General features: G+C 56.7%; 27 protein-coding genes. 2 read left to right on the top strand and 25 right to left on the bottom strand.

The window, feature by feature from the left end; all coding sequences use genetic code 11:
- Positions 1-3 precede the first annotated feature (3 nt).
- The 18 genes from rplV to fkpA all read right to left on the bottom strand — a co-directional run bounded on the left by rplV (position 4) and on the right by fkpA (position 12157).
- Positions 4-336, bottom strand: a complete 333-nt coding sequence (gene rplV / locus ACMGG9_RS21750; protein WP_002223844.1) for a 50S ribosomal protein L22 — start codon at positions 334-336, stop codon at positions 4-6.
- 14 nt (positions 337-350) lie between these two features.
- Positions 351-629 carry a 30S ribosomal protein S19 gene (gene rpsS / locus ACMGG9_RS21755; protein WP_004929772.1) on the bottom strand — a complete coding sequence of 93 codons (279 nt, stop codon included), beginning with the start codon at positions 627-629 and terminating at the stop codon, positions 351-353.
- A 14-nt stretch (positions 630-643) separates the two neighbouring features.
- Complete coding sequence (gene rplB / locus ACMGG9_RS21760) at positions 644-1468, bottom strand: 50S ribosomal protein L2 (RefSeq protein WP_004929775.1); 825 nt, start codon at positions 1466-1468, stop codon at positions 644-646.
- An 18-nt stretch (positions 1469-1486) separates the two neighbouring features.
- Positions 1487-1789, bottom strand: coding sequence for a 50S ribosomal protein L23 (rplW, locus tag ACMGG9_RS21765; protein WP_004951179.1), 303 nt, complete (start codon positions 1787-1789; stop codon positions 1487-1489).
- On the bottom strand, positions 1786-2391 hold the full coding sequence (rplD, locus tag ACMGG9_RS21770; RefSeq protein ID WP_004929779.1) for a 50S ribosomal protein L4: 606 nt from the start codon (positions 2389-2391) through the stop codon (positions 1786-1788). Before rplD ends, rplW begins: the two co-directional genes overlap by 4 nt.
- 10 nt (positions 2392-2401) lie before the next feature.
- Positions 2402-3031, bottom strand: coding sequence for a 50S ribosomal protein L3 (gene rplC / locus ACMGG9_RS21775; protein ID WP_015379265.1), 630 nt, complete (start codon positions 3029-3031; stop codon positions 2402-2404).
- A gap of 32 nt (positions 3032-3063) precedes the next feature.
- Complete coding sequence (rpsJ, locus tag ACMGG9_RS21780; RefSeq protein WP_001181005.1) at positions 3064-3375, bottom strand: 30S ribosomal protein S10; 312 nt, start codon at positions 3373-3375, stop codon at positions 3064-3066.
- A gap of 381 nt (positions 3376-3756) precedes the next feature.
- Complete coding sequence (bfr, locus tag ACMGG9_RS21785; RefSeq protein WP_033645244.1) at positions 3757-4236, bottom strand: bacterioferritin; 480 nt, start codon at positions 4234-4236, stop codon at positions 3757-3759.
- Positions 4237-4309: 73 nt separating this feature from the next.
- On the bottom strand, positions 4310-4504 hold the full coding sequence (gene bfd, locus ACMGG9_RS21790; RefSeq protein ID WP_015379266.1) for a bacterioferritin-associated ferredoxin: 195 nt from the start codon (positions 4502-4504) through the stop codon (positions 4310-4312).
- Between the two features lie 131 nt (positions 4505-4635).
- Positions 4636-5820 carry an elongation factor Tu gene (gene tuf / locus ACMGG9_RS21795; RefSeq protein WP_015376315.1) on the bottom strand — a complete coding sequence of 395 codons (1185 nt, stop codon included), beginning with the start codon at positions 5818-5820 and terminating at the stop codon, positions 4636-4638.
- A 70-nt stretch (positions 5821-5890) separates the two neighbouring features.
- Positions 5891-8005 (bottom strand): elongation factor G, encoded by a 2115-nt coding sequence (gene fusA / locus ACMGG9_RS21800; protein ID WP_033645245.1) that lies wholly within the window; start codon positions 8003-8005, stop codon positions 5891-5893.
- Between the two features lie 93 nt (positions 8006-8098).
- Entirely contained in the window at positions 8099-8569 is a 471-nt protein-coding gene (gene rpsG, locus ACMGG9_RS21805; RefSeq protein ID WP_004956203.1) for a 30S ribosomal protein S7, read from the bottom strand.
- A 96-nt stretch (positions 8570-8665) separates the two neighbouring features.
- A complete protein-coding gene (rpsL, locus tag ACMGG9_RS21810; protein WP_004930426.1) occupies positions 8666-9040 on the bottom strand; it encodes a 30S ribosomal protein S12 in 375 nt (124 codons plus the stop codon).
- Between the two features lie 143 nt (positions 9041-9183).
- Positions 9184-9471, bottom strand: coding sequence for a sulfurtransferase complex subunit TusB (gene tusB, locus ACMGG9_RS21815; RefSeq protein ID WP_033651720.1), 288 nt, complete (start codon positions 9469-9471; stop codon positions 9184-9186).
- Between the two features lie 9 nt (positions 9472-9480).
- A complete protein-coding gene (gene tusC, locus ACMGG9_RS21820; protein ID WP_033645384.1) occupies positions 9481-9840 on the bottom strand; it encodes a sulfurtransferase complex subunit TusC in 360 nt (119 codons plus the stop codon).
- Positions 9841-9847: 7 nt separating this feature from the next.
- Complete coding sequence (tusD, locus tag ACMGG9_RS21825) at positions 9848-10237, bottom strand: sulfurtransferase complex subunit TusD (RefSeq protein WP_163966888.1); 390 nt, start codon at positions 10235-10237, stop codon at positions 9848-9850.
- The gene (locus ACMGG9_RS21830; RefSeq protein ID WP_033645248.1) at positions 10237-10959 is read right to left on the bottom strand and encodes a transcriptional regulator; all 723 of its coding nucleotides are present in this window, start codon (positions 10957-10959) and stop codon (positions 10237-10239) included. The genes tusD and ACMGG9_RS21830 overlap by 1 nt, the downstream gene beginning before the upstream one ends.
- Before the next feature lie 373 nt (positions 10960-11332).
- Positions 11333-12157, bottom strand: a complete 825-nt coding sequence (gene fkpA, locus ACMGG9_RS21835) for an FKBP-type peptidyl-prolyl cis-trans isomerase (protein ID WP_033645249.1) — start codon at positions 12155-12157, stop codon at positions 11333-11335.
- Positions 12158-12513: 356 nt separating this feature from the next.
- Between fkpA and ACMGG9_RS21840 the strand changes: the two genes are divergently transcribed.
- The gene (locus ACMGG9_RS21840) at positions 12514-12741 is read left to right on the top strand and encodes a SlyX family protein (RefSeq protein WP_033645250.1); all 228 of its coding nucleotides are present in this window, start codon (positions 12514-12516) and stop codon (positions 12739-12741) included.
- 63 nt (positions 12742-12804) lie between these two features.
- Here the strand turns inward: ACMGG9_RS21840 and slyD are convergent, their stop codons facing one another.
- From slyD to kefG, 4 genes are all read right to left on the bottom strand, one after another.
- Positions 12805-13392: a peptidylprolyl isomerase gene (gene slyD, locus ACMGG9_RS21845; protein WP_004930407.1), complete on the bottom strand. Its 588-nt coding sequence runs from the start codon at positions 13390-13392 to the stop codon at positions 12805-12807.
- A 112-nt stretch (positions 13393-13504) separates the two neighbouring features.
- Positions 13505-13708, bottom strand: coding sequence for a YheV family putative zinc ribbon protein (locus ACMGG9_RS21850; protein WP_015379274.1), 204 nt, complete (start codon positions 13706-13708; stop codon positions 13505-13507).
- A 14-nt stretch (positions 13709-13722) separates the two neighbouring features.
- Complete coding sequence (kefB, locus tag ACMGG9_RS21855) at positions 13723-15531, bottom strand: glutathione-regulated potassium-efflux system protein KefB (protein ID WP_033651722.1); 1809 nt, start codon at positions 15529-15531, stop codon at positions 13723-13725.
- Between the two features lie 2 nt (positions 15532-15533).
- The gene (gene kefG / locus ACMGG9_RS21860; protein ID WP_028127618.1) at positions 15534-16085 is read right to left on the bottom strand and encodes a glutathione-regulated potassium-efflux system ancillary protein KefG; all 552 of its coding nucleotides are present in this window, start codon (positions 16083-16085) and stop codon (positions 15534-15536) included.
- 129 nt (positions 16086-16214) lie between these two features.
- Here kefG and ACMGG9_RS21865 point away from each other — a divergent pair, with 129 nt between their 5' ends.
- Positions 16215-18128 (top strand): ABC transporter ATP-binding protein, encoded by a 1914-nt coding sequence (locus ACMGG9_RS21865; RefSeq protein ID WP_033645252.1) that lies wholly within the window; start codon positions 16215-16217, stop codon positions 18126-18128.
- 6 nt (positions 18129-18134) lie between these two features.
- On the opposite strand, the gene tauD is transcribed toward ACMGG9_RS21865, so the two are convergent.
- Genes tauD through tauB form a run of 3 tightly spaced genes read right to left on the bottom strand, consistent with a single transcriptional unit; the run spans position 18135 to position 20580 of the window.
- A complete protein-coding gene (gene tauD / locus ACMGG9_RS21870) occupies positions 18135-18983 on the bottom strand; it encodes a taurine dioxygenase (protein ID WP_033645253.1) in 849 nt (282 codons plus the stop codon).
- Complete coding sequence (gene tauC / locus ACMGG9_RS21875) at positions 18980-19816, bottom strand: taurine ABC transporter permease TauC (protein ID WP_033645254.1); 837 nt, start codon at positions 19814-19816, stop codon at positions 18980-18982. Before tauC ends, tauD begins: the two co-directional genes overlap by 4 nt.
- The gene (gene tauB, locus ACMGG9_RS21880) at positions 19813-20580 is read right to left on the bottom strand and encodes a taurine ABC transporter ATP-binding subunit (RefSeq protein WP_033645255.1); all 768 of its coding nucleotides are present in this window, start codon (positions 20578-20580) and stop codon (positions 19813-19815) included. Before tauB ends, tauC begins: the two co-directional genes overlap by 4 nt.
- Positions 20581-20587 lie beyond the last annotated feature (7 nt).

Below are 20587 nucleotides of genomic sequence, written 5' to 3' on the forward strand. Positions count from 1 at the left end.
GTCTCAGCGATCGGACACAACCACAGTAATGTGGCTGGTGCGCTTCAGGATGCGATCTGCACGACCTTTTGCACGCGGCATAATGCGCTTCATGCTTGGGCCTTCGTCTACGAAGATTTTCGTAACTTTCAGATCATCGATGTCAGCGCCATCGTTGTGTTCTGCGTTAGCAATGGCAGACTCCAGCACTTTCTTAACCAGACCAGCAGCTTTCTTGTTGGTGTAGGTCAGAGTTTCCAGAGCTTGCGACACTTTCTTACCGCGAATCAGGTCAGCAACAAGGCGAACCTTCTGAGCAGAAGAACGAGCGTGGCGATGTTTAGCGATAGTTTCCATCTCTTCCTCCTACCTTAGCGCTTTTTAGCTTTTTTATCAGCCGCATGGCCGCGATAAGTACGAGTCGGCGCGAATTCACCCAGTTTGTGACCGACCATTTCATCGGAAACGAACACTGGTACGTGCTGACGACCATTATGGACAGCGATGGTCAAACCGATCATGTTAGGAAAGATCGTTGAACGACGGGACCAAGTGCGCAAAGGCTTCTTGTCACCGCTTTCCACCGCTTTCTCTACCTTCTTCAGCAAGTGCAGGTCAATAAAAGGACCTTTCTTGAGAGAACGTGGCATGGCTTATCCTCTAATTATTTTTTGCTACGGCGACGTACGATGAACTTATCAGTACGCTTGTTGCTACGGGTCTTCTTACCTTTGGTCTGAACGCCCCACGGAGTTACCGGGTGCTTACCAAAGTTACGACCTTCACCACCACCGTGCGGGTGATCTACCGGGTTCATCGCCGTACCGCGAACGGTAGGACGAACACCACGCCAACGTGCAGCACCTGCTTTACCCAGAACGCGAAGCATGTGTTCAGCGTTACCGACTTCACCCAGGGTGGCGCGGCAATCAGCTGGAACTTTACGCATTTCGCCGGAGCGCAGACGCAGAGTTACGTAGGAACCATCACGAGCAACGATCTGAACGTAGGCACCAGCGGAGCGAGCCATCTGGCCGCCTTTGCCTGGTTTCATTTCTACGTTGTGAACCGTTGAACCAACTGGAATGTTGCGCATCGGCAGGGTGTTACCCGCTTTAATTGCAGCATCAACGCCAGATTGAATCTGGTCACCAGCTTTCAGGCCTTTCGGCGCCAGGATGTAACGGCGTTCGCCGTCTTTGTACAGAACCAGCGCGATGTTCGCGGAACGGTTCGGATCGTACTCCAGACGCTCAACCACAGCAGGGATACCGTCTTTGTTGCGCTTGAAGTCAACCAGACGATAATGTTGCTTGTGGCCACCACCGATATGACGGGTGGTGATACGGCCATTGTTGTTACGACCACCGCTTTTGCTCAGTTTTTCCAGCAGCGGGGCATAAGGTTTACCCTTGTGCAGCTCAGGGTTAACCACTTTAACAACGTGGCGACGACCCGGAGATGTAGGTTTACATTTAACAATTGCCATTGTTCTTACTCCTCCGACTTACTCTGCGCCGCCGATGAAGTCCAGATTCTGGCCTTCTTTCAGGGTGACGTAAGCTTTTTTCCAGTCGCTACGACGACCAACACGCTGACCGTGACGTTTCACTTTCCCTTTAACAACCAGGGTGTTCACGTCTTCGACTTCGACTTCAAACAGTTTCTGCACTGCAGCTTTGATTTCTGCTTTGGTCGCGTCTTTGGCAACTTTGAGAACGATGGTGTTGCTTTTTTCCATCGCAGCGGATGCTTTTTCAGATACGTGCGGTGCACGCAGCACTTTCAGCAAACGTTCTTCACGGATCATGCCAGCATCTCCTCAACTTGCTTCACAGCATCAGCAGTCATAACCACTTTGTCGAAGGCGATCAGGCTAACCGGATCGATACCTGCCACATCGCGCACGTCAACCTTGTACAGGTTGCGAGCTGCCAGGAACAGATTCTCATCCAGTTCACCGGTCACGATCAGCACGTCTTCCAGAGCCATATCTTTCAGTTTCTGTGCCAGCAGCTTAGTTTTAGGCGCTTCTACAGAGAACTTCTCGACAACGATCAGACGATCTTGACGTACCAGTTCGGACAGGATGCTTTTCAGCGCGCCGCGGTACATCTTTTTGTTTACTTTCTGACTGTGGTCCTGTGGCTTAGCAGCAAAGGTCACGCCGCCTGAACGCCAGATCGGGCTCTTTACAGAACCTGAACGCGCACGGCCGGTGCCTTTCTGACGCCATGGCTTTTTGCCGGAACCAGTTACTTCAGCACGGGTCTTCTGAGCACGGGTACCTTGACGGGCACCTGCTGCATAAGCAACAACAACCTGGTGTACCAGCGCTTCGTTGAAATCACGACCGAAGGTAGTTTCGGAAACAGTCAGCGCGCTTTGCGCGTCTTTCAATACTAATTCCATTGCTATCCCCTTACGCCTTCACAGCTGGTTTAACGATCAGGTTGCCACCGGTTGCGCCCGGTACAGCACCCTTAACCAGCAGCAGGTTGCGCTCAGCGTCAACACGTACTACGTCCAGGCTCTGAACGGTTACGCGCTCATCACCCAGGTGGCCAGCCATTTTCTTGCCTTTGAACACTTTGCCCGGAGTCTGGTTCTGACCGATAGAACCCGGAACGCGGTGAGACAAGGAGTTACCGTGGGTAGCGTCTTGGGTACGGAAGTTCCAGCGCTTAACAGTGCCAGCAAAACCTTTACCTTTAGAAGTACCGGTAACATCGACTTTTTTAACGTCAGCGAAGATTTCTACGCTAATTTCCTGACCTGCAGCGAATTCTTGACCTTCTTCCAGGCGGAATTCCCACAGACCACGGCCAGCTTCAACGCCAGCTTTAGCGAAATGGCCCGCTTCCGGCTTGGTTACACGGTTAGCTTTTTTGCTACCAGTGGTAACCTGAACGGCACGGTAACCGTCGGTGTCCAGGCTTTTAACCTGAGTCACGCGGTTCGCTTCAATTTCAATTACGGTTACTGGGATAGAAACGCCATCTTCAGTGAAGATACGGGTCATACCCACTTTTTTACCGACTAAACCAATCATTGTTTCAACCTCTCAATCGCTCAATGACCTGATTAACCCAGGCTGATCTGCACGTCTACACCGGCAGCCAGATCCAGACGCATCAGAGCATCAACGGTTTTCTCGGTTGGCTCAACGATGTCAACCAGACGCTTGTGAGTGCGAATCTCGTACTGATCGCGCGCGTCTTTGTTGACGTGCGGAGAAATCAGAACGGTAAAGCGCTCTTTGCGAGTTGGCAGCGGGATCGGACCACGGACTTGCGCACCAGTGCGCTTTGCAGTCTCGACGATTTCCGCGGTTGATTGATCGATCAGACGATGATCAAACGCTTTCAGGCGGATACGGATTCTTTGGTTCTGCATGAGACCAGAGCTCCAATTATTTATAAACGTAAATAATTACTCCTCACACCCATTTCGATTGATGGGGGAGTGTAATCGTCAACATATAACCCCCATATCGGGAGTATTGTTCGAAAGGCAAAAAAGGCCTGCCAATCGACTGATTCGCTAAAATCAGGCTTACCAAGATTAGGTAAGCCCGCGCATTATACGCAAAATGGCCCAGGAAGCAAGCCGCAGTTGGAAATATGCTCAGGAAATCGTCATTTTTGCGCGTTCAGTGGCAGTTGGCGTGTTAACACGGTAAACAGGGAATGAATTAGGCTTGGCGGGAACACTCTCCCCTGCCCAGCCGAGAAAACGGCCGCCGGCAGGAGAGACGATGACGAATGGACGGAAGGCTTACTCTTTGCGCTCTAAAATCTGGGCCTGGGCATAGTTCTGAATACCGAGACGGGCAATCAGATCCAGCTCCGTTTCCAGCCAGTCGATATGCTCTTCTTCATCGGCCAGGATTTCAATCATCAAATCGCGGCTGACGTAATCGTGGATCGAATCGGCATAGGCGATGCCTTCACGCAGGTTCTTGGCGCCCGCCAGCTCCAGCGCCAGATCGGAACGCAGCATCTCTTCAATGTCTTCGCCGATATTCAGCTTGCCGAGATCTTGCAGATTCGGTATCCCTTCCAGGAACAGGATACGCTCGATGTAGCGATCGGCATGTTTCATTTCGTCGATCGACTCGTGATATTCCTTGTCGTTGAGGCGCATTAAGCCCCAATTCTTGAACATTCGGGCGTGCAGGAAATATTGATTGATGGCAACCAGCTCGTTGCCGAGCAGTTTATTGAGGTGAGCAATGATCTTTTTATCGCCTTTCATAGGTAACTCCTCCTGGCCAGTTCTAAAAGTGTAGAACCTGTAAGCCAAGAGTCAAAAATAACCTTACCCTTTGTTAGGCAACTTCATGCATTGGGATGATAGTTCCGCGTTCCTCCACCATAATCTGTCTTGCCTGACGAATGCACTTTCCACAATCGGTACCAATCGGCACAAGTTCACGCAGTTGCTTCATGGTATGGGGATTGTGCTGACGCACCGCATTACGGATCGCTTTGTCAGTCACCGCATTACACAGACATACATACATAGAGAGACTCACTTCTTAACCAATGCATTGAGTCTAAATAGGAATGGTTTTTATTTCAATTAAGATTTGTACAAATTGCATAAAAAAAGGGCACCGAAGTGCCCTTTTTTGTGTCGAAAAATTATTCGCGATTAAGCGATAACTTTAGCAACAACACCAGCGCCTACAGTACGGCCGCCTTCACGGATTGCGAAACGCAGACCGTCGTCCATCGCGATTGGGTGAATCAGGGTTACAACCATGTTCACGTTGTCGCCTGGCATTACCATCTCTACGCCTTCTGGCAGTTCGATGGTACCGGTCACGTCAGTAGTACGGAAGTAGAACTGTGGACGGTAGCCTTTGAAGAATGGCGTGTGACGACCACCTTCATCTTTGCTCAGGATGTACACTTCAGATTCGAACTGGGTGTGCGGCTTGATGGAGCCTGGTTTAGCCAGTACCTGACCACGTTCGATTTCTTCACGTTTGATACCACGCAGCAGAACACCTACGTTCTCACCAGCACGGCCTTCGTCCAGCAGTTTGCGGAACATTTCAACGCCAGTACAGGTAGACTTAACGGTGTCTTTGATACCAACGATTTCAACTTCTTCGCCAACTTTGATGATACCGCGCTCAACACGACCGGTAACAACGGTACCACGACCGGAGATGGAGAATACGTCTTCGATTGGCAGCAGGAACGGCTTGTCGATAGCACGCTCTGGCTCTGGGATGTAGCTGTCCAGGGCTTCGGCCAGTTCGATGATTTTCGCTTCCCACTCAGCTTCGCCTTCCAGCGCTTTCAGCGCGGAACCGCGGATCACTGGCAGGTCGTCGCCTGGGAAGTCGTACGCGGACAGCAGTTCGCGAACTTCCATTTCTACCAGTTCCAGCAGCTCTTCATCATCAACCATGTCGCATTTGTTCATGAATACGATGATGAAAGGAACGCCAACCTGACGACCCAGCAGGATGTGCTCACGGGTCTGAGGCATTGGGCCGTCAGTCGCAGCAACTACCAGGATCGCGCCGTCCATCTGAGCAGCACCGGTGATCATGTTTTTCACGTAGTCGGCGTGCCCTGGGCAGTCAACGTGCGCGTAGTGGCGAGTCGGGGTGTCATACTCAACGTGAGAGGTGTTGATGGTGATACCACGAGCTTTTTCTTCTGGCGCGTTATCGATCTGGTCGAAAGCACGTGCAGAACCGCCGTAGGTTTTAGCCAGAACGGTGGTGATCGCTGCAGTCAGGGTAGTTTTACCGTGGTCAACGTGGCCGATAGTACCAACGTTAACGTGCGGTTTTGTACGTTCAAATTTTTCTTTAGACACGGCTATATTCCTTACTATAGCGCTCTCCCCTTCTGGAGAGAGCACGGGACTTTGGTTTTAACCCTGCGGCTTATTTGCCACGGGCTTCGATTACGGCCTGAGCGACGTTGTTCGGTGCATCATCATACTTCAGGAATTCCATGGTGTATGATGCGCGACCTTTAGTCAGAGAACGCAGCTGAGTTGCGTAGCCGAACATTTCGGACAACGGTACTTCAGCGTGGATCTTAACGCCAGTCACTTCAGATTCCTGACCGCGCAGCATGCCGCGACGACGGCTCAAGTCACCGATAACGTCACCGGTGTTCTCTTCTGGAGTCTCAACTTCAACCTTCATGATAGGCTCAAGCAGAACTGGTTTCGCTTTCTTAAAGCCTTCTTTAAAGGCGATAGATGCGGCCAGTTTAAACGCCAGTTCAGAGGAGTCAACGTCGTGGTAAGAACCGAAGTGCAGACGAATACCCATATCTACTACCGGGTAACCAGCCAACGGACCAGACTTCAACTGCTCCTGGATGCCTTTATCAACGGCAGGGATGTATTCGCCAGGAATTACGCCGCCTTTGATGTCGTTGATGAACTCGTAACCTTTCGGGTTAGAGCCCGGCTCCAGTGGGTACATGTCGATCACAACGTGACCGTACTGACCGCGACCACCAGACTGCTTGGCGTGCTTACCTTCAACATCGGTAATCTTCGCGCGAATCGCTTCGCGGTAAGCTACCTGAGGTTTGCCCACGTTAGCTTCAACGTTGAATTCACGCTTCATGCGGTCAACGATGATGTCGAGGTGCAGTTCACCCATACCGGCGATGATGGTCTGGTTAGACTCTTCGTCAGTCCATACGCGGAATGACGGGTCTTCTTTAGCCAGACGGCCCAGAGCCAGACCCATTTTCTCTTGGTCAGCTTTGGTTTTTGGTTCAACGGCGATAGAGATTACCGGCTCAGGGAATTCCATACGCTCCAGGATGATTGGAGAGTCTGGATCACACAGGGTGTCCCCGGTGGTCACGTCTTTCAGACCGATCGCAGCGGCGATGTCGCCTGCGCGAACTTCTTTGATCTCTTCACGCTTGTTGGCGTGCATCTGAACGATACGGCCGAAACGCTCGCGCGCAGCCTTAACGGAGTTCAGCACGGTGTCGCCGGAGTTAACAACGCCGGAGTACACGCGGAAGAAGGTCAGGTTACCTACGAACGGGTCGGTAGCGATTTTGAACGCCAGAGCAGAGAACGGCTCGTCATCACTTGCGTGACGCTCAGCCGGGGTGTCTTTACCGTCGTCCAGGATACCGTTGATCGCAGGAACGTCAGTTGGCGCCGGCAGGTATTCGATTACCGCATCCAGCATCGCCTGTACGCCCTTGTTCTTGAACGCAGAACCACAGGTAACCAGGATGATTTCGTTGTTCAGCACGCGCTGACGCAGAGCGGACTTGATTTCTGCCTCGGTCAGCTCTTCGCCGCCCAGGTATTTTTCCATCAGCTCTTCGGAAGCTTCCGCAGCGGATTCGATCAGGTTCTGGCGCCATTCTTCAGCCAGTTCCATCATGTCAGCCGGGACGTCTTCGTATTCGAAGGTAACGCCTGCGTCTTCTTCGTTCCAGTTGATCGCCTTCATCTTCACCAGGTCGATAACGCCGGTGAATTTGTCTTCTGCGCCGATAGCCAGCTGCAGAGGAACAGGGTTAGCGCCCAGACGAGTTTTGATCTGGCCAACAACTTTCAGGAAGTTAGCGCCCATACGGTCCATTTTGTTAACGAACGCGATACGTGGCACTTTGTATTTGTTAGCCTGACGCCATACGGTTTCAGACTGTGGCTGAACACCACCAACAGCACAGTAAACCATTACCGCGCCATCCAGCACACGCATGGAACGTTCTACTTCGATGGTGAAGTCAACGTGCCCTGGGGTGTCGATGATGTTTACGCGATGCGGTTCGAACTGCTTGGCCATACCAGACCAGAAGGCAGTCGTCGCTGCAGAAGTGATGGTAATACCACGCTCCTGCTCCTGTTCCATCCAGTCCATGGTGGCAGCGCCGTCATGAACTTCACCGATTTTGTGGTTTACACCGGTGTAGAACAGAATACGTTCGGTAGTGGTGGTTTTACCGGCGTCGATGTGAGCACTGATACCGATGTTACGGTAGCGTGCAATGGGTGTTGTACGAGCCATTTGATTCCTCTATTCCTAGGGCGTTCAAGTTCAGTTAACCCAAGCGGGCCGATTTGACGCGCCCGCTTGGTTAGCATGACTACAGCCAGATGATTACCAGCGGTAGTGGGCGAACGCCTTGTTGGCTTCGGCCATACGGTGAACGTCTTCACGCTTCTTAACAGCAGAACCTTTGTTCTCTGCTGCGTCAGACAGCTCGTTCGCCAGGCGCAGAGCCATGGATTTATCACCGCGTTTACGTGCAGCATCAACGATCCAACGCATTGCCAGAGCATTACGACGAACCGGGCGGACTTCAACTGGTACCTGATAAGTAGAACCGCCAACGCGACGCGACTTAACTTCTACAGTCGGGCGAACGTTGTCGAGAGCGACTTCGAAAGCTTCCAGGTGATCTTTACCAGAACGCTGAGCCAGGGTCTCCAGCGCGGTATAGACGATTGCTTCTGCAGTAGATTTTTTACCGTCTACCATCAGGATATTTACAAATTTGGCCAGCAGCTCAGATCCGAACTTAGGATCTGGCAGGATTTTACGTTGGCCGATTACGCGACGACGTGGCATGGAAATACTCCGTTGTTAATTCAGGATTGTCCAAAACTCTACGAGTTTATTTTGACATTAAAGTTAAAACGTTTGGCCTTACTTAACGGAGAACCATTAAGCCTTTGGCTTCTTCACGCCGTACTTGGAACGAGCTTGCTTACGGTCTTTAACACCGGAGCAGTCAAGTGCACCACGGACGGTGTGGTAACGCACACCTGGCAGGTCTTTTACACGACCGCCACGGATCAGGATTACGGAGTGTTCCTGCAGGTTGTGGCCTTCGCCACCGATGTAGGAAGTCACTTCGAAACCGTTGGTCAAACGCACACGGCAAACTTTACGCAGTGCGGAGTTTGGTTTTTTCGGGGTAGTGGTATATACGCGGGTGCATACGCCACGTTTCTGCGGGCAGGCTTCCAGCGCTGGAACGTTGCTTTTAGCAGCCTTCACAGAGCGTGGTTTGCGAACCAGCTGGTTAATTGTTGCCATTAAAAAAGCTCCTGGTTTTTGCTTCGTACTAGCTTCGTAAACATGTGATAAATCCCCTCGTATGCACTACTGGCAAAGTACGAGGACGCAGAATTTTAGGGCTGACCAGTATGGGTGTCAAGAAATATACAACATCACTCTCATTACCAGGCCATTTGGCTGCGGTGTTGTTCGGTTAATTCAACGAAGTGATTATAGCCGACGACAGTGATTTTGTGCGAAAAATGACCAATCACCCCCCTGGCTTCCAGGTCGTCCTGCAGCGCATAAAGGGATATGGGGGCGGCGAGCAGCGATTCAAGATGGGCGCTGCCAACAAGGCCTGCGAGCACGCCGTCCTGCAGCAGCAGCAGCGCGTCGCCCTCCGCGGTCAGGCGCAACAGCGCGGGCAGGTCACATTGGTTTGGCGAATGGCTCAGGGTATACAACATCAGAAGATCCTAAAACGTCATTACGGCGTCGTAGCCGGCCAATTCACGGCGCAGTTCGTCCGGCGCCAGCACCTCGGCATCCAGCACCCAATCGGTCACCTGACTCAGCCCGCGTTCCTGCAGCGAAGCCTGGCACAGATAACACCGCTCCACGTCATACAGCGGCAGTACGCCGAAAGTGGCGATATAATTGCGCGCCAAAATCTTTTCCGGTTGCTGGCCCGGCAATAGCTGCAACACGCCATCACCGATAAAAAACACCCCCAAATCTTCACTGAGCGCCGACGTGGCGAGCAGCGCATCCAGCCCTTCCCTGCCGCCGGCGCCGCCATGCGGCCCGTGGGTGAAAACAAAAGCGACTCGTTTCATCATTTCCTCAGAACTGCACCAGACGGTCGCAACTCAGCGACGCTTCGGCCAGGGAACCCAGCCCGCTCAGGGTAAAACCGGGCTGCAGGTTGGCGCCGGCCAGCCCCTGCTGCTGCGCCTCCTGCTCGTCGGTGACGCCCCGACGCAGCGCGGCGGCCACGCAGACGTTGAGCGCTACGCCGTGTTGCTGCGCGAGCTGCGTCCAGCCGCGCACCAGATCGAATTCGTCGCTGGCGGGCGCGGTTAACTGGTTGGCGTTCAACACCCCTTCACGGTAGAAAAAGACGCTGGAAAGACGGTGCCCTTTCGCCAGTAAAGCCTGAGCGAATTGATAGGCGCTGCTGGCCTGCTGCGTGCCATAAGCCGGGCCGGTAACCAACAGACAATAGTCGAGCATCAGCGGTCGCTTCCCACCAGGTCGCCGCTTTTAAACTGGCGAATGTACAGATAGACGGTGTGTTTGGAGATATTCAGACGATCCGCCACCTGATTGATCGCATCCTTGATGTCGAAGATGCCTTTCTCATAGAGATTGAGCACCACCTGCCGATTCTTGGCGTTATTGGACACCGAGCGGTCGGCGTTCACCTCTTCGATGGTGAACTCCAGCGTCTGCGCCACCAGATCGTCGACGGAAGAGGCGAAGTTCACCGACGACGGCACGTCCTGCGCTGTCGGCGGCATAAAGGTTTGCATGATCTGCGAGAACGGCACGTCGAGGTTCATGTTGATGCACAACAAACCAATCACCCGCTGCTCGCGATTGCGAATGGCGATAGTCACCGATTTCATCAATACGCCGCTCTTGGCGCGGGTAAAGTAGGCTTTCGACACGCTGCTGTCGTCGCCGGCCATGTCGTGCAGCATGCGCAGCGCCAGGTCGGTAATCGGCGAGCCGATTTTGCGCCCGGTGTGTTCCCCGTTGGCGATGCGCACCGCCGAGCTGTTCAGGTCTTCCAGCGCGTGCAATACGATTTCGCAGTGGCCGCCGATCAACATCGCCAGCCCGTCGACCACCGCTTCATAGGATTTCAGGATTTCATGATCCGTTTGAGTAAACGGACGTTCATTCAGCAAATCAAGTTCGCTGGCTTCGCTGGATAAAAGCGAATTCGACATCGAAGATACCACCCTCATAGATCGCCTGTGCCAGGGGGCGCAGCTAAAACCGCTCGGGCCGGATCGCTGCCGTCGTCGGCGCGCTGCAGCGCGGCTGGCTGAGAGCGGCATAAAACGGCGCGATGACATCCGCGGGCGAGGCGGCCGGGAACAATTTTAGGTACACGCCCTAAGGGGCAGACGCATGACTGATAAGTCAGAATTATTAGTCTAGCAAAGCGGCCGGAGCAAAGTCCTTGCGTTTGCGCGTGGTATTGACGTTAAGCCCGATGCCCGGCAGGCGTCAAGCGTTCAATGGAGAGAGCGGTAGCGGCTGCCGAAATGAAAACCGCCGCGGAGGGCATCCGCGGCGGTGGCAAACAGAGCGACGAGATTATTTCGCTTTGGCGTCGGCTTTGGCGTCGGCCGGTTTTTCGGCTTTAGCGTCGGCTTTCGGCGCCGCTTTCACATCCAGCAGCTCGACGTCGAAGACCAGCGTGGAGTTAGCCGGGATGCCCGGAACGCCGGTTTTACCGTAGGCCAGCGCCGGTGGGATCACCAGCTTGATTTTGCCGCCTTTCTTGATGTGCTTCAGGCCTTCGGTCCAGCCAGGGATCACACCATCCAGACGGAATGACAGCGGCTCACCGCGGGTGTAGGAGTTATCGAACTCGGTACCGTCGGTCAGGGTGCCTTTGTAGTTCACTACCACGGTGTCGCTGTCTTTCGGCGCTTCACCCGCACCCGGTTTCTCTACCTGATACAGCAGGCCGGATTCGGTTTTCTTCACGCCTTTTTCTTTAGCGAAGCTGTCGCGATACTTAGCGCCTTTGGTTTCGTTGTCCTTGGCGTCCTGCTCCATCTTCGCCTGAGCGGAAGCCTTCACGCGCGCTTCAAAGCCCTGCAGGGTCTTTTCGATGTCGGCGTCGTTCAGCTTGCTCTTGTTAGCGAAAGCGTCCTGAACGCCGGCGATCAGCTGATCTTTGTCCAGCTTGATGCCCAGCTTCTCTTGCTCTTTCAGAGAGTTGTCCATGTAACGGCCAAGAGAGGCGCCCAGTGCGTAAGCCGCTTGCTCGTCGTCGTTTTTGAACTTGCCGGTGCTTGGCGCTGCTGCCGCGTCTGCCGCCGGTTTAGCGGCATCGGCTGCCATGACCTGGGTCGCATTCAGAGCAAAAGCCATGGTGGTTGCCAGAAGCGTGACTTTAAACAAAGATTTCATCCATTTCTCCAGTGTCTGAAGCAATGCCCCAAACAATCATTAGGTAAGATAACCGGGCTACTATAGCTGCCTGAAACAAAACAAAACAGTCGCACAGGTAACCAATCGAGTCAAAGTGTGACTCCCGCTTTGCCAAGAAGTTTCCCGCTGCGTGCTACTCACATGATAAATCAGATTTTTCTTGCAGAATATTCGGCGAGGTTAGCAAAAAACGGCGAATCAGGCGTGCAGCTTTTCAGCACTTTACACTGCCGATCGCAACGTTGCGCGCCGCCCAAAGAAATAGCGCGGGCAAACCCGACGCCAGCTGTTACCATAGCGCCGAATCAGGATTTTATCGCGTCAGAGGTAGCCTCATGCACAACGCCGACATTCAAAGCCTGCTACAGCGGCTTGAAGAACTGGAAAGCCGTCAGGCTTTTCAAGAGCTCACTATCGAAGAGCTCAACCAGACCGTCACCCAGCATCAGATGGAAATGCTGAAGATGCGCGAGCACCTGCGCATGTTGACCGACAAACTGCGCTCGACCCAAACCTCGATGATCGCCTCGCAATCGGAAGAAACCCCTCCGCCGCACTATTGAGGGGCGCCGCGCATAAAAAAGGGCAGCCAATGGCTGCCCTCTCGTCTCGGGATTGCGTTCTGCTTAGTGGCAGCCGCAACCGCCGTTGCCGCAACCGCCTTTACCGTGGTCGTGACCATGGTCGTGATCGTGGCTGTGGCCGTGACCGCCGCAGCAGCCTTCACCGTGCTCGTGGTGATGATCGTGCTCGCCGTGTACGTGACCGTGCGCCAGTTCTTCTGCAGTCGCTTCGCGGATCGCGACAACTTCCACGTTGAAGTTCAGGTTTTGGCCGGCCAGCATGTGGTTGCCGTCAACCACAACGTGGTCGCCGTCAACTTCAGTGATTTCAACCGGTACCGGGCCCTGATCGGTGTCAGCCAGGAAACGCATGCCGACCTGCAGTTCGTCAACGCCCATGAAGACGTCTTTCGGTACGCGCTGCACCAGGTTTTCGTCGTAGTTGCCGTACGCGTCGTTCGCGCCGACGTGAACGTCAAAACGATCGCCAACGTCGTGGCCTTCGAGCGCTTTTTCCAGACCTGCGATCAGAGAACCATGCCCGTGCAGATAGTCCAGCGGTGCGCTCACCGGAGACTCATCAACCAAAACACCGTCTTCTGTACGTACTTGGTAAGCCAGGCTGACCACCAAGTCTTTTGCTACTTTCATGATATCTCCTACCGTTGGCTACTAGGACGCGCACCGTTATCGGGATGCGCGCCTTTTCCGGACAGATTGTAACGGAAATCTGCCTCGCTGTACCCTTCGGGATAAAAAAACGCTACTTCGGCTGAAAAATGCCGATCACCTGCTCTTGCGGTCGAACGTGTTTTTCCACCTGTTGTTCGGTCTGGCGCTGGTGATGGCCGCACTTGACGCACTCCACCACTTCCACCTGATCCTCCCGCCATACCGCCAGCGTATCCATGGCGCTACAGCTCGGGCACACCGCTCCGGCGATAAATCTCTTACGTGTTGCAGACATCGTTATGCTCCCGCTTATTCGTATTCATCCCAGCCGTCAAACTGGCGACTTTCTTTTTGCATTTCGCGATGGAAGAGCTCTTCCAGCTCGCGCCGCGCCTCTTTCACGCGAGAAATTTGCGCCACGTCGCCCTGATGCGGCGGCATCAGCTCACGCAGCATGCGCATATCCAGACGACGGAAATGCTGCTGGGCGCGAAAGGCCTGATGCGGGTGCATGCCCAATTCCATCAGCGCCTTGCGCCCCAGTTCCAGCGCGCTGGAGAAGGTCTCGCGGCTGAACTGTTTTACGCCCGCCTGCAGCAGCTCATGCGCCTCCACGCGGCCGCGCGCGCGCGCCAGGATGCTCAGGTTCGGGAAGTGCTGCTGGCACAGCCGCACGATCGCCATGGTGTCTTCCGGCTCATTGCTGGTGATCACGATCGACTTGGCCTTCTCTGCGCCTGCCGCGCGCAGTAGCTCCAACTCGGTGGCGTCGCCGTAATAGACCTTGTAACCGTAGCGACGCAGCACGCCGACGGCGCTGACGTCGCGTTCCAGTACGGTAATGCGCATTTTGTTGGCCATCAGCAGGCGGCCGATCACCTGGCCAAAACGCCCGAAGCCGACGATGATCACCTGCGGATCGTCATCTTCCACGTACGGCGTCTCCTCGTCTTCGTCTTTGGCGTTATAGCGGCGCGCCAAAATGCGATCGATGGCCTGCATCAACAGCGGCGTGGTCATCATCGACAGCGTCACCACCACCAGCAGCAAAGAGAGTTGATCCGGCTGCAGCACCTTTTGGGCGCCCGCCGCCGAAAACAGCACGAAGGCGAACTCACCGCCCTGGCTGAGCACGCCGGCGAACTGCAGGCGTACCGAACTGCGCAGGCCGAACAGGCGCGATACGCCGTAGAGCACGCCGGATTTCACCGCCACCAACGCCAACACGCCGATCAACACCTCGGCCAGATGGGTGTAGAGCACGCCGATATTCAACACCATGCCCACCGAGATAAAGAACAGCCCCAGCAGCAGCCCTTTAAACGGCTCGATGGAGATCTCCAGTTCGTGGCGGTATTCGCTCTCCGCCAGCAGCACGCCGGCGATGAAGGTGCCGAGCGCCATCGACAGGCCGAGCGTCTCCATAAACAGCGCCGAGCCGAGCACCAGCAGCAGCGCCGCGGCGGTAAAGATCTCGCGCACGCCGGAAGCGGCGATATAGCGGAACAGCGGCCGCAGCAGGAAGCGGCCGCCGATCAGCATGCCGCCGAACGCCGCCACCTTGAGCGCGATCTTCGCCCAGTCGTCGCTGGTGCCGCCGGCGCCGGCCAGAATGGGGATCAACGCCAGCGCCGGGATCACCGCCATATCCTGGAACAGCAGCACCGAGAAACCCAGCTGCCCGCCTTCGTTGCGGTTCATGCCCTTTTCGCGCATCAGCTGCAGCGCCATGGCGGTGGAAGACATCGCCAGGCCAACGCCGCCGATCACCGCCGCCTGCCAGGCGAAGTGCGTCAGGTACAGCAATGCGCCCAGCACCGCCGCGGTGATCAGCACCTGGCCGGCGCCGGCGCCGAAAATCGAGCGCCGCAGCTCCCACAGCTTGCTGGGGTTCAGCTCCAGGCCGATGATGAACATCAGGAACACCACGCCCAGCTCGGAGAAGTGCAGGATCTCGTCAACGTCGCGAATAAAACCCAATCCCCACGGGCCGATGGCGATGCCGGCGATCAGATAACCCAGCACCGCGCCGATCCCCAGGCGACGGGCGATCGGCACCGTCACCACCGCGGCAAACAGGAACAGTAAAATGGCGGTCAGTAAGGTCGATCCTTCCATGATCACCGCCCCCCGTGCGGCAGCGGGTGGCTCAGCCACTCCCCGTAGGCGTCTGCGTGGCTGCGCAGCACCTCCGGCTTTTGCCGCCGCGCCCAATAGACCACGAACGGCGTCAACCAGTGCATATGGCACATCCCGGCGGTCAACTCGAACGGCCGCAGGATATCTTCCATCGGGTAATGGTTATAACCGCCGGTGCGGTAGGCGCCTTCCGGCTCGCCGGTGGTGATCACCGAACGCCAGTATTTGCCCGCCAGCGCATTGCCGCCCACGCCGCTGGCGAAGCCGCGCGCCAGCACGCGATCCAGCCATTCCTTCAGCAGCGCCGGGCAGCTGTAGGTATACAGCGGGTGCTGAAACACGATGACCTGATGCTCACGCAGCAGCTGTTGTTCGTGATGAATATCGATAAAAAAATCAGGGTAGTGCGCGTAGAGATCGTGCACGGTGACATGTTCCAATTGCTGCGCCGGTCGAAGCAAAACCCGGTTCGCCACCGAGTCATGGGATTCCGGATGGGCATACAGCAGCAAGACCTTGGGCGGCTGCGACATCATTCCCCTCCAAAGCGTCGTCAGGGTAGCGGTTTTCCGTTACCATGCATCGCAAAGACAAAAACAGCGCGCGGTGCGCGTTCTGTTACCTTAATGATAATTTAACATACTCTGAACATACGGCGCTTTATGATTGTATTCTCCTCGCTACAAATCCGACGCGGCATCCGCGTCCTGCTGGACAACGCCACGGCGACGGTTAATCCAGGTCAGAAGGTCGGCCTGGTCGGCAAAAACGGCTGCGGCAAATCCACGCTGTTGTCGCTGCTGAAGGGCGAGATCGCGGCGGACGGCGGCAGCTTCACCTTCCCCGGCAACTGGGCGCTGGCCTGGGTCAACCAGGAGACGCCGGCGCTGGACGTGCCGGCGATCGAGTATGTTATCGACGGCGACCGCGAGTTTCGCCAGCTCGAAGCCGAACTGCAGGCCGCCAACGACCGCAACGACGGCCACGCCATCGCCACCCTGCACGGCAAGCTGGACGCCATCGACGCCTGGACCATTCGTTCCCGCGCCGCCAGCCTGCTGCACGGTCTCGGCTTCTCCAACGAACAACTGCAAAGCCCGGTGCGCGACTTTTCCGGCGGCTGGCGCATGCGTCTTAACCTGGCGCAGGCGTTGGTGTGCCGTTCCGATCTGCTGCTGCTCGACGAACCGACCAACCACCTGGATCTCGATGCGGTGATCTGGCTGGAGCGCTGGCTGAAAAGCTATCCCGGCACGCTGGTGCTTATCTCGCACGACCGCGACTTCCTCGATCCGATCGTCGACAAGATCCTGCATATCGAACAGCAGACGATGAACGAGTACACCGGCAACTACTCGTCGTTCGAACGCCAACGCGCCACCAAACTGGCGCAGCAGCAGTCGCTGTATCAGCACCAGCAAGAAAAAGTGGCGCACCTGCAAAGCTATATCGACCGTTTCCGCGCGCAGGCGACCAAGGCCAAGCAGGCGCAGAGCCGCATCAAGATGCTGGAACGCATGGAGCTGATCGCCCCGGCGCACGTCGACAACCCGTTCACCTTCAGCTTCCGGCCGCCGGAAAGCCTGCCGAACCCGCTGCTGCGCATGGAAAAAGTCAGCGCCGGGTACGGCGACAAGGTGATCCTGAAGTCCATCAAACTGAACCTGGTGCCCGGCTCACGCATTGGCCTGCTCGGCCGCAACGGCGCCGGTAAATCGACGTTGATCAAACTGCTGGCCGGCACCCTGGAGCCGCTGAGCGGCGAGATCGGCCTGGCGAAAGGCATCAAGCTGGGTTACTTCGCTCAGCACCAGCTGGAATTCCTGCGCGCCGACGAGTCGCCGCTGCAGCACCTGAGCCGCATCGCGCCACGGGTGTTGGAGCAGCAGCTGCGCGATTATTTGGGCGGTTTCGGCTTCCAGGGCGACAAGGTCAGTGAAATCACCGAACGCTTCTCCGGCGGCGAGAAGGCGCGGCTGGTGCTGGCGCTGATCGTCTGGCAGCGCCCGAACCTGCTGCTGCTCGATGAACCGACCAACCACCTGGATCTCGACATGCGCCAGGCGCTGACCGAGGCGCTGATCGATTTCGAAGGCGCATTGGTGGTGGTCTCGCACGACCGTCACCTGCTGCGCTCCACCACCGACGATCTGTACCTGGTGCACGATGGCCAGGTCGAGCCTTTCGAAGGCGATCTCGACGATTATCAGCAGTGGCTGATCGATCTGCAGCGCCAGGAAAGCCAGCAGGACGCGCCGGAAAAAGAGAGCGGCGCCAACAGCGCGCAGGCGCGCAAGGATCAAAAACGCCGCGAGGCGGAGTTCCGTACGCAAACCCAACCGCTGCGCAAGCAGATCGCCAAGCTGGAACAGCAGATGGAAAAACTGGGCGCCGAACTGGCGGCGGTGGAAGAGCAGTTGGCGGATTCCGCACTGTACGACATCAGCCGCAAGGCCGAACTGACCGACTGCCTGCAAAAGCAAAGCCAAGCCAAATCCGCGCTGGAAGAGACGGAAATGACCTGGCTGGATGCGCAGGAACAGCTGGAGCAGTTAACGCAGGCGTTCGACGCCTAACCGTTGTTACGCCTTGTAAAAGGGCTTGTCCCCCAGAATGGTCGCGCGGTGCATGATGCGCCGCTGCGGCAGATAATCCGCGTTGGCGTAGTGCTGCGTCACGCGGTTATCCCAGATCGCCACGTCATTCTCCTGCCAACGCCAGCGCACCTGAAACTCCGGTTTGGTGATGTGAGCAAACAGGAAATTCAGTAAAGCGTCGCTCTCCTTCGGCGCCAGATCGACGATCCGCGTGGTGAACCCTTCATTGACGAACAGCGCCTGCCGGCCGCTGACCGGATGGGTACGCACCACCGGATGCAGCAGCGGCGGGTTTTTCTGCACCGCCAGTTGCCAGCGCTGATGCTCTTCTTCACTGCCGCGATGCTTGTGCTCCGGGAACGACTTGGTGAAGTCATGTTCCGCGCGCAGCCCCGCGAGCAGCGTTCTGAACGGTGCCGACAGCGCCTCATAGGCGGCGATGCCGCTGGCCCACAGCGTATCGCCGCCGGTGGCAGGCAGCGTCTTGGCCGCCAGGATCGCCCCCAGCGGCGGGTTCTCGATAAAGGTCACGTCGGTGTGCCAGTTGTCGTTGTCCGGCGGGTTGTCGTCGTGGGTATCGAGCACGATGATCTCTTCCACGTCGGTGGCGTGCGGATAGACCGGATGGATGTGCAGATCGCCGAAGCGGCCGGCCAGATCGCGCTGCTGCAGCGGCGTGATCGGCTGGTTGCGGAAGAACAGCACCTGATGCTTGAGCAGCGCATGATAAAGCTGTTCAAACTGGCCGTCGCCCAGCGGCCGGGCCAACTCGACGTTTTCCACCAGCGCCCCGATGTAAGGCCCCAGCGGGGTGATATTCAGACGTTCGTTCATTGCTGTACTCCATGCCACGGGGTCAATCGGCGCTGCAGGGCGCGCAGCCCCAGCTCCAACCCAAATGCAATCACCGCAATCACGCCGATGCCGGCCAGCACCACGTCGGTCGCCAGAAACTCACCGGCGGATTGCACCATAAATCCCAGGCCGCGCGTGGCGGCGATCAGTTCGGCGGCTACCAGCGTCGACCAGCCGACGCCCAGCCCGATGCGAATGCCGGTCAGGATCTCCGGCAGCGCGCTCGGCAGCACCACGAAACGCAGCACCTGCCAACGCGTGGCGCCCAACGCGCGGGCGGCGCGCACCCGTACCTGCGCCACGCTGCGCACGCCCGCCACGGCGGACAGCGTCACCGGCGCGAAAATCGCCAGATAAATCAGCAAGATCTTCGAGGTTTCGCCGATGCCGAACCAAATCACCATCAGCGGCAAATACGCCAACGGCGGCACCGGACGATAGATCTCAATCAGCGGATCGAGGATGCCGCGCACCGTGTCGTTCAGCCCCATGGCGATGCCCACCGGAATGCCGACGATCACCGCCGCCAGCAGCGCCACCAAAATGCGCCCCAGGCTGGCCGCCAGATGCTGCCACAGCGTGGCGTCCATAAAGCCTTGCGGGCTGGCGATGGTGATCAGCTGATGCAATACCTGCTGCGGCGCCGGCAGGAACAGCGGGCTGATCAGCTGCAGCGCCGTCACGCCCCACCAGACGATCAACACCGTCAACAGCGTGGCGCCGCTCAGCCAAACGTTGCGCGGCACGCTGAAACGGCGCGTCGCTTTGCCCTGCGGCTGCGCCGCGGCCTTTAACGTGGAATGCAGGCTCATAACAAGGCCTCGCGCTGTTGGAAAACTTTGCCCAGCACGTATTCGCGCTGCGCGATAAATTCAGGATCGGACTTAATTGAGCGGCAGGCTTCGCCGTCGGCATAGCGTTGGCCGAAGTTCAGCGACAGCCGCTCCACCACCTGCCCCGGCCCCGGCGACAGCAGCAACAGCTCGCTGGCGAGGAACACCGCCTCTTCAATATCGTGAGTGATCAGCAGCACCTGCTTGCCGGTATCGCGCCAGATGGTCAGCAGCAGCTCTTGCATCTGCTCGCGAGTGAACGCGTCCAGCGCGCCGAACGGTTCATCCAGCAACAGCAGACGCGGATCGGCGGCCAGGGCGCGGGCGATGCCGACGCGTTGGCGCATGCCGCCGGAAAGCTGCCAGATGAAATGCCGCTCGTAACCGGCCAGACCGACGCGCTGCAACATCTGCTCCGCCACCTGGCGGCGCTGCGCCTTGCCGACGCCGGCCAGCTGCAGGCCGAACTCGACGTTGTCCACCACGTTACGCCACGGCAGTAAACCCTCATGCTGGAACACCACGCCCCGTTCGGCGCTTGGGCCATGAACGGACGTTCCATCCAGCGTGATGCTGCCAGCTGAAGGCTCGATAAACCCGGCGATTAAATTCAGCAGCGTGGTTTTGCCGCAGCCCGACGGGCCGAGCACCACCACCAGTTGCCCGGCGGCGATCTGGAACGACACGTCACGCAGCGCGGGCCGCCCCTGATACTCTGCTGAAAGATGGCTGACGTTTAGCATCCTGCTT

The organism is Serratia sp. BNK-10 (assembly GCF_047456065.1).
Taxonomy (GTDB): Bacteria; Pseudomonadota; Gammaproteobacteria; order Enterobacterales; family Enterobacteriaceae; genus Serratia; species Serratia ureilytica.

Bases quoted from the DNA above. Each gene is read 5' to 3' on its own strand.
- bfd (WP_015379266.1), bottom strand. From the start codon at position 4,504: ATGTATGTATGTCTGTGTAATGCGGTGACTGACAAAGCGATCCGTAAT.
- ACMGG9_RS21830 (WP_033645248.1), bottom strand. From the start codon at position 10,959: ATGTCGAATTCGCTTTTATCCAGCGAAGCCAGCGAACTTGATTTGCTG.
- ACMGG9_RS21840 (WP_033645250.1), top strand. From the start codon at position 12,514: ATGCACAACGCCGACATTCAAAGCCTGCTACAGCGGCTTGAAGAACTG.
- kefG (WP_028127618.1), bottom strand. From the start codon at position 16,085: ATGTCGCAGCCGCCCAAGGTCTTGCTGCTGTATGCCCATCCGGAATCC.
- tusD (WP_163966888.1), bottom strand. From the start codon at position 10,237: ATGCTCGACTATTGTCTGTTGGTTACCGGCCCGGCTTATGGCACGCAG.
- tauD (WP_033645253.1), bottom strand. From the start codon at position 18,983: ATGAACGAACGTCTGAATATCACCCCGCTGGGGCCTTACATCGGGGCG.
- fusA (WP_033645245.1), bottom strand. From the start codon at position 8,005: ATGGCTCGTACAACACCCATTGCACGCTACCGTAACATCGGTATCAGT.
- tusB (WP_033651720.1), bottom strand. From the start codon at position 9,471: ATGTTGTATACCCTGAGCCATTCGCCAAACCAATGTGACCTGCCCGCG.
- ACMGG9_RS21865 (WP_033645252.1), top strand. From the start codon at position 16,215: ATGATTGTATTCTCCTCGCTACAAATCCGACGCGGCATCCGCGTCCTG.
- rplW (WP_004951179.1), bottom strand. From the start codon at position 1,789: ATGATCCGTGAAGAACGTTTGCTGAAAGTGCTGCGTGCACCGCACGTA.
- tusC (WP_033645384.1), bottom strand. From the start codon at position 9,840: ATGAAACGAGTCGCTTTTGTTTTCACCCACGGGCCGCATGGCGGCGCC.
- slyD (WP_004930407.1), bottom strand. From the start codon at position 13,392: ATGAAAGTAGCAAAAGACTTGGTGGTCAGCCTGGCTTACCAAGTACGT.
- kefB (WP_033651722.1), bottom strand. From the start codon at position 15,531: ATGGAAGGATCGACCTTACTGACCGCCATTTTACTGTTCCTGTTTGCC.
- tauB (WP_033645255.1), bottom strand. From the start codon at position 20,580: ATGCTAAACGTCAGCCATCTTTCAGCAGAGTATCAGGGGCGGCCCGCG.
- rplD (WP_004929779.1), bottom strand. From the start codon at position 2,391: ATGGAATTAGTATTGAAAGACGCGCAAAGCGCGCTGACTGTTTCCGAA.
- fkpA (WP_033645249.1), bottom strand. From the start codon at position 12,157: ATGAAATCTTTGTTTAAAGTCACGCTTCTGGCAACCACCATGGCTTTT.
- ACMGG9_RS21850 (WP_015379274.1), bottom strand. From the start codon at position 13,708: ATGTCTGCAACACGTAAGAGATTTATCGCCGGAGCGGTGTGCCCGAGC.
- rplB (WP_004929775.1), bottom strand. From the start codon at position 1,468: ATGGCAATTGTTAAATGTAAACCTACATCTCCGGGTCGTCGCCACGTT.
- rpsG (WP_004956203.1), bottom strand. From the start codon at position 8,569: ATGCCACGTCGTCGCGTAATCGGCCAACGTAAAATCCTGCCAGATCCT.
- rpsS (WP_004929772.1), bottom strand. From the start codon at position 629: ATGCCACGTTCTCTCAAGAAAGGTCCTTTTATTGACCTGCACTTGCTG.
- tauC (WP_033645254.1), bottom strand. From the start codon at position 19,816: ATGAGCCTGCATTCCACGTTAAAGGCCGCGGCGCAGCCGCAGGGCAAA.
- rplC (WP_015379265.1), bottom strand. From the start codon at position 3,031: ATGATTGGTTTAGTCGGTAAAAAAGTGGGTATGACCCGTATCTTCACT.
- rpsJ (WP_001181005.1), bottom strand. From the start codon at position 3,375: ATGCAGAACCAAAGAATCCGTATCCGCCTGAAAGCGTTTGATCATCGT.
- bfr (WP_033645244.1), bottom strand. From the start codon at position 4,236: ATGAAAGGCGATAAAAAGATCATTGCTCACCTCAATAAACTGCTCGGC.
- rpsL (WP_004930426.1), bottom strand. From the start codon at position 9,040: ATGGCAACAATTAACCAGCTGGTTCGCAAACCACGCTCTGTGAAGGCT.
- rplV (WP_002223844.1), bottom strand. From the start codon at position 336: ATGGAAACTATCGCTAAACATCGCCACGCTCGTTCTTCTGCTCAGAAG.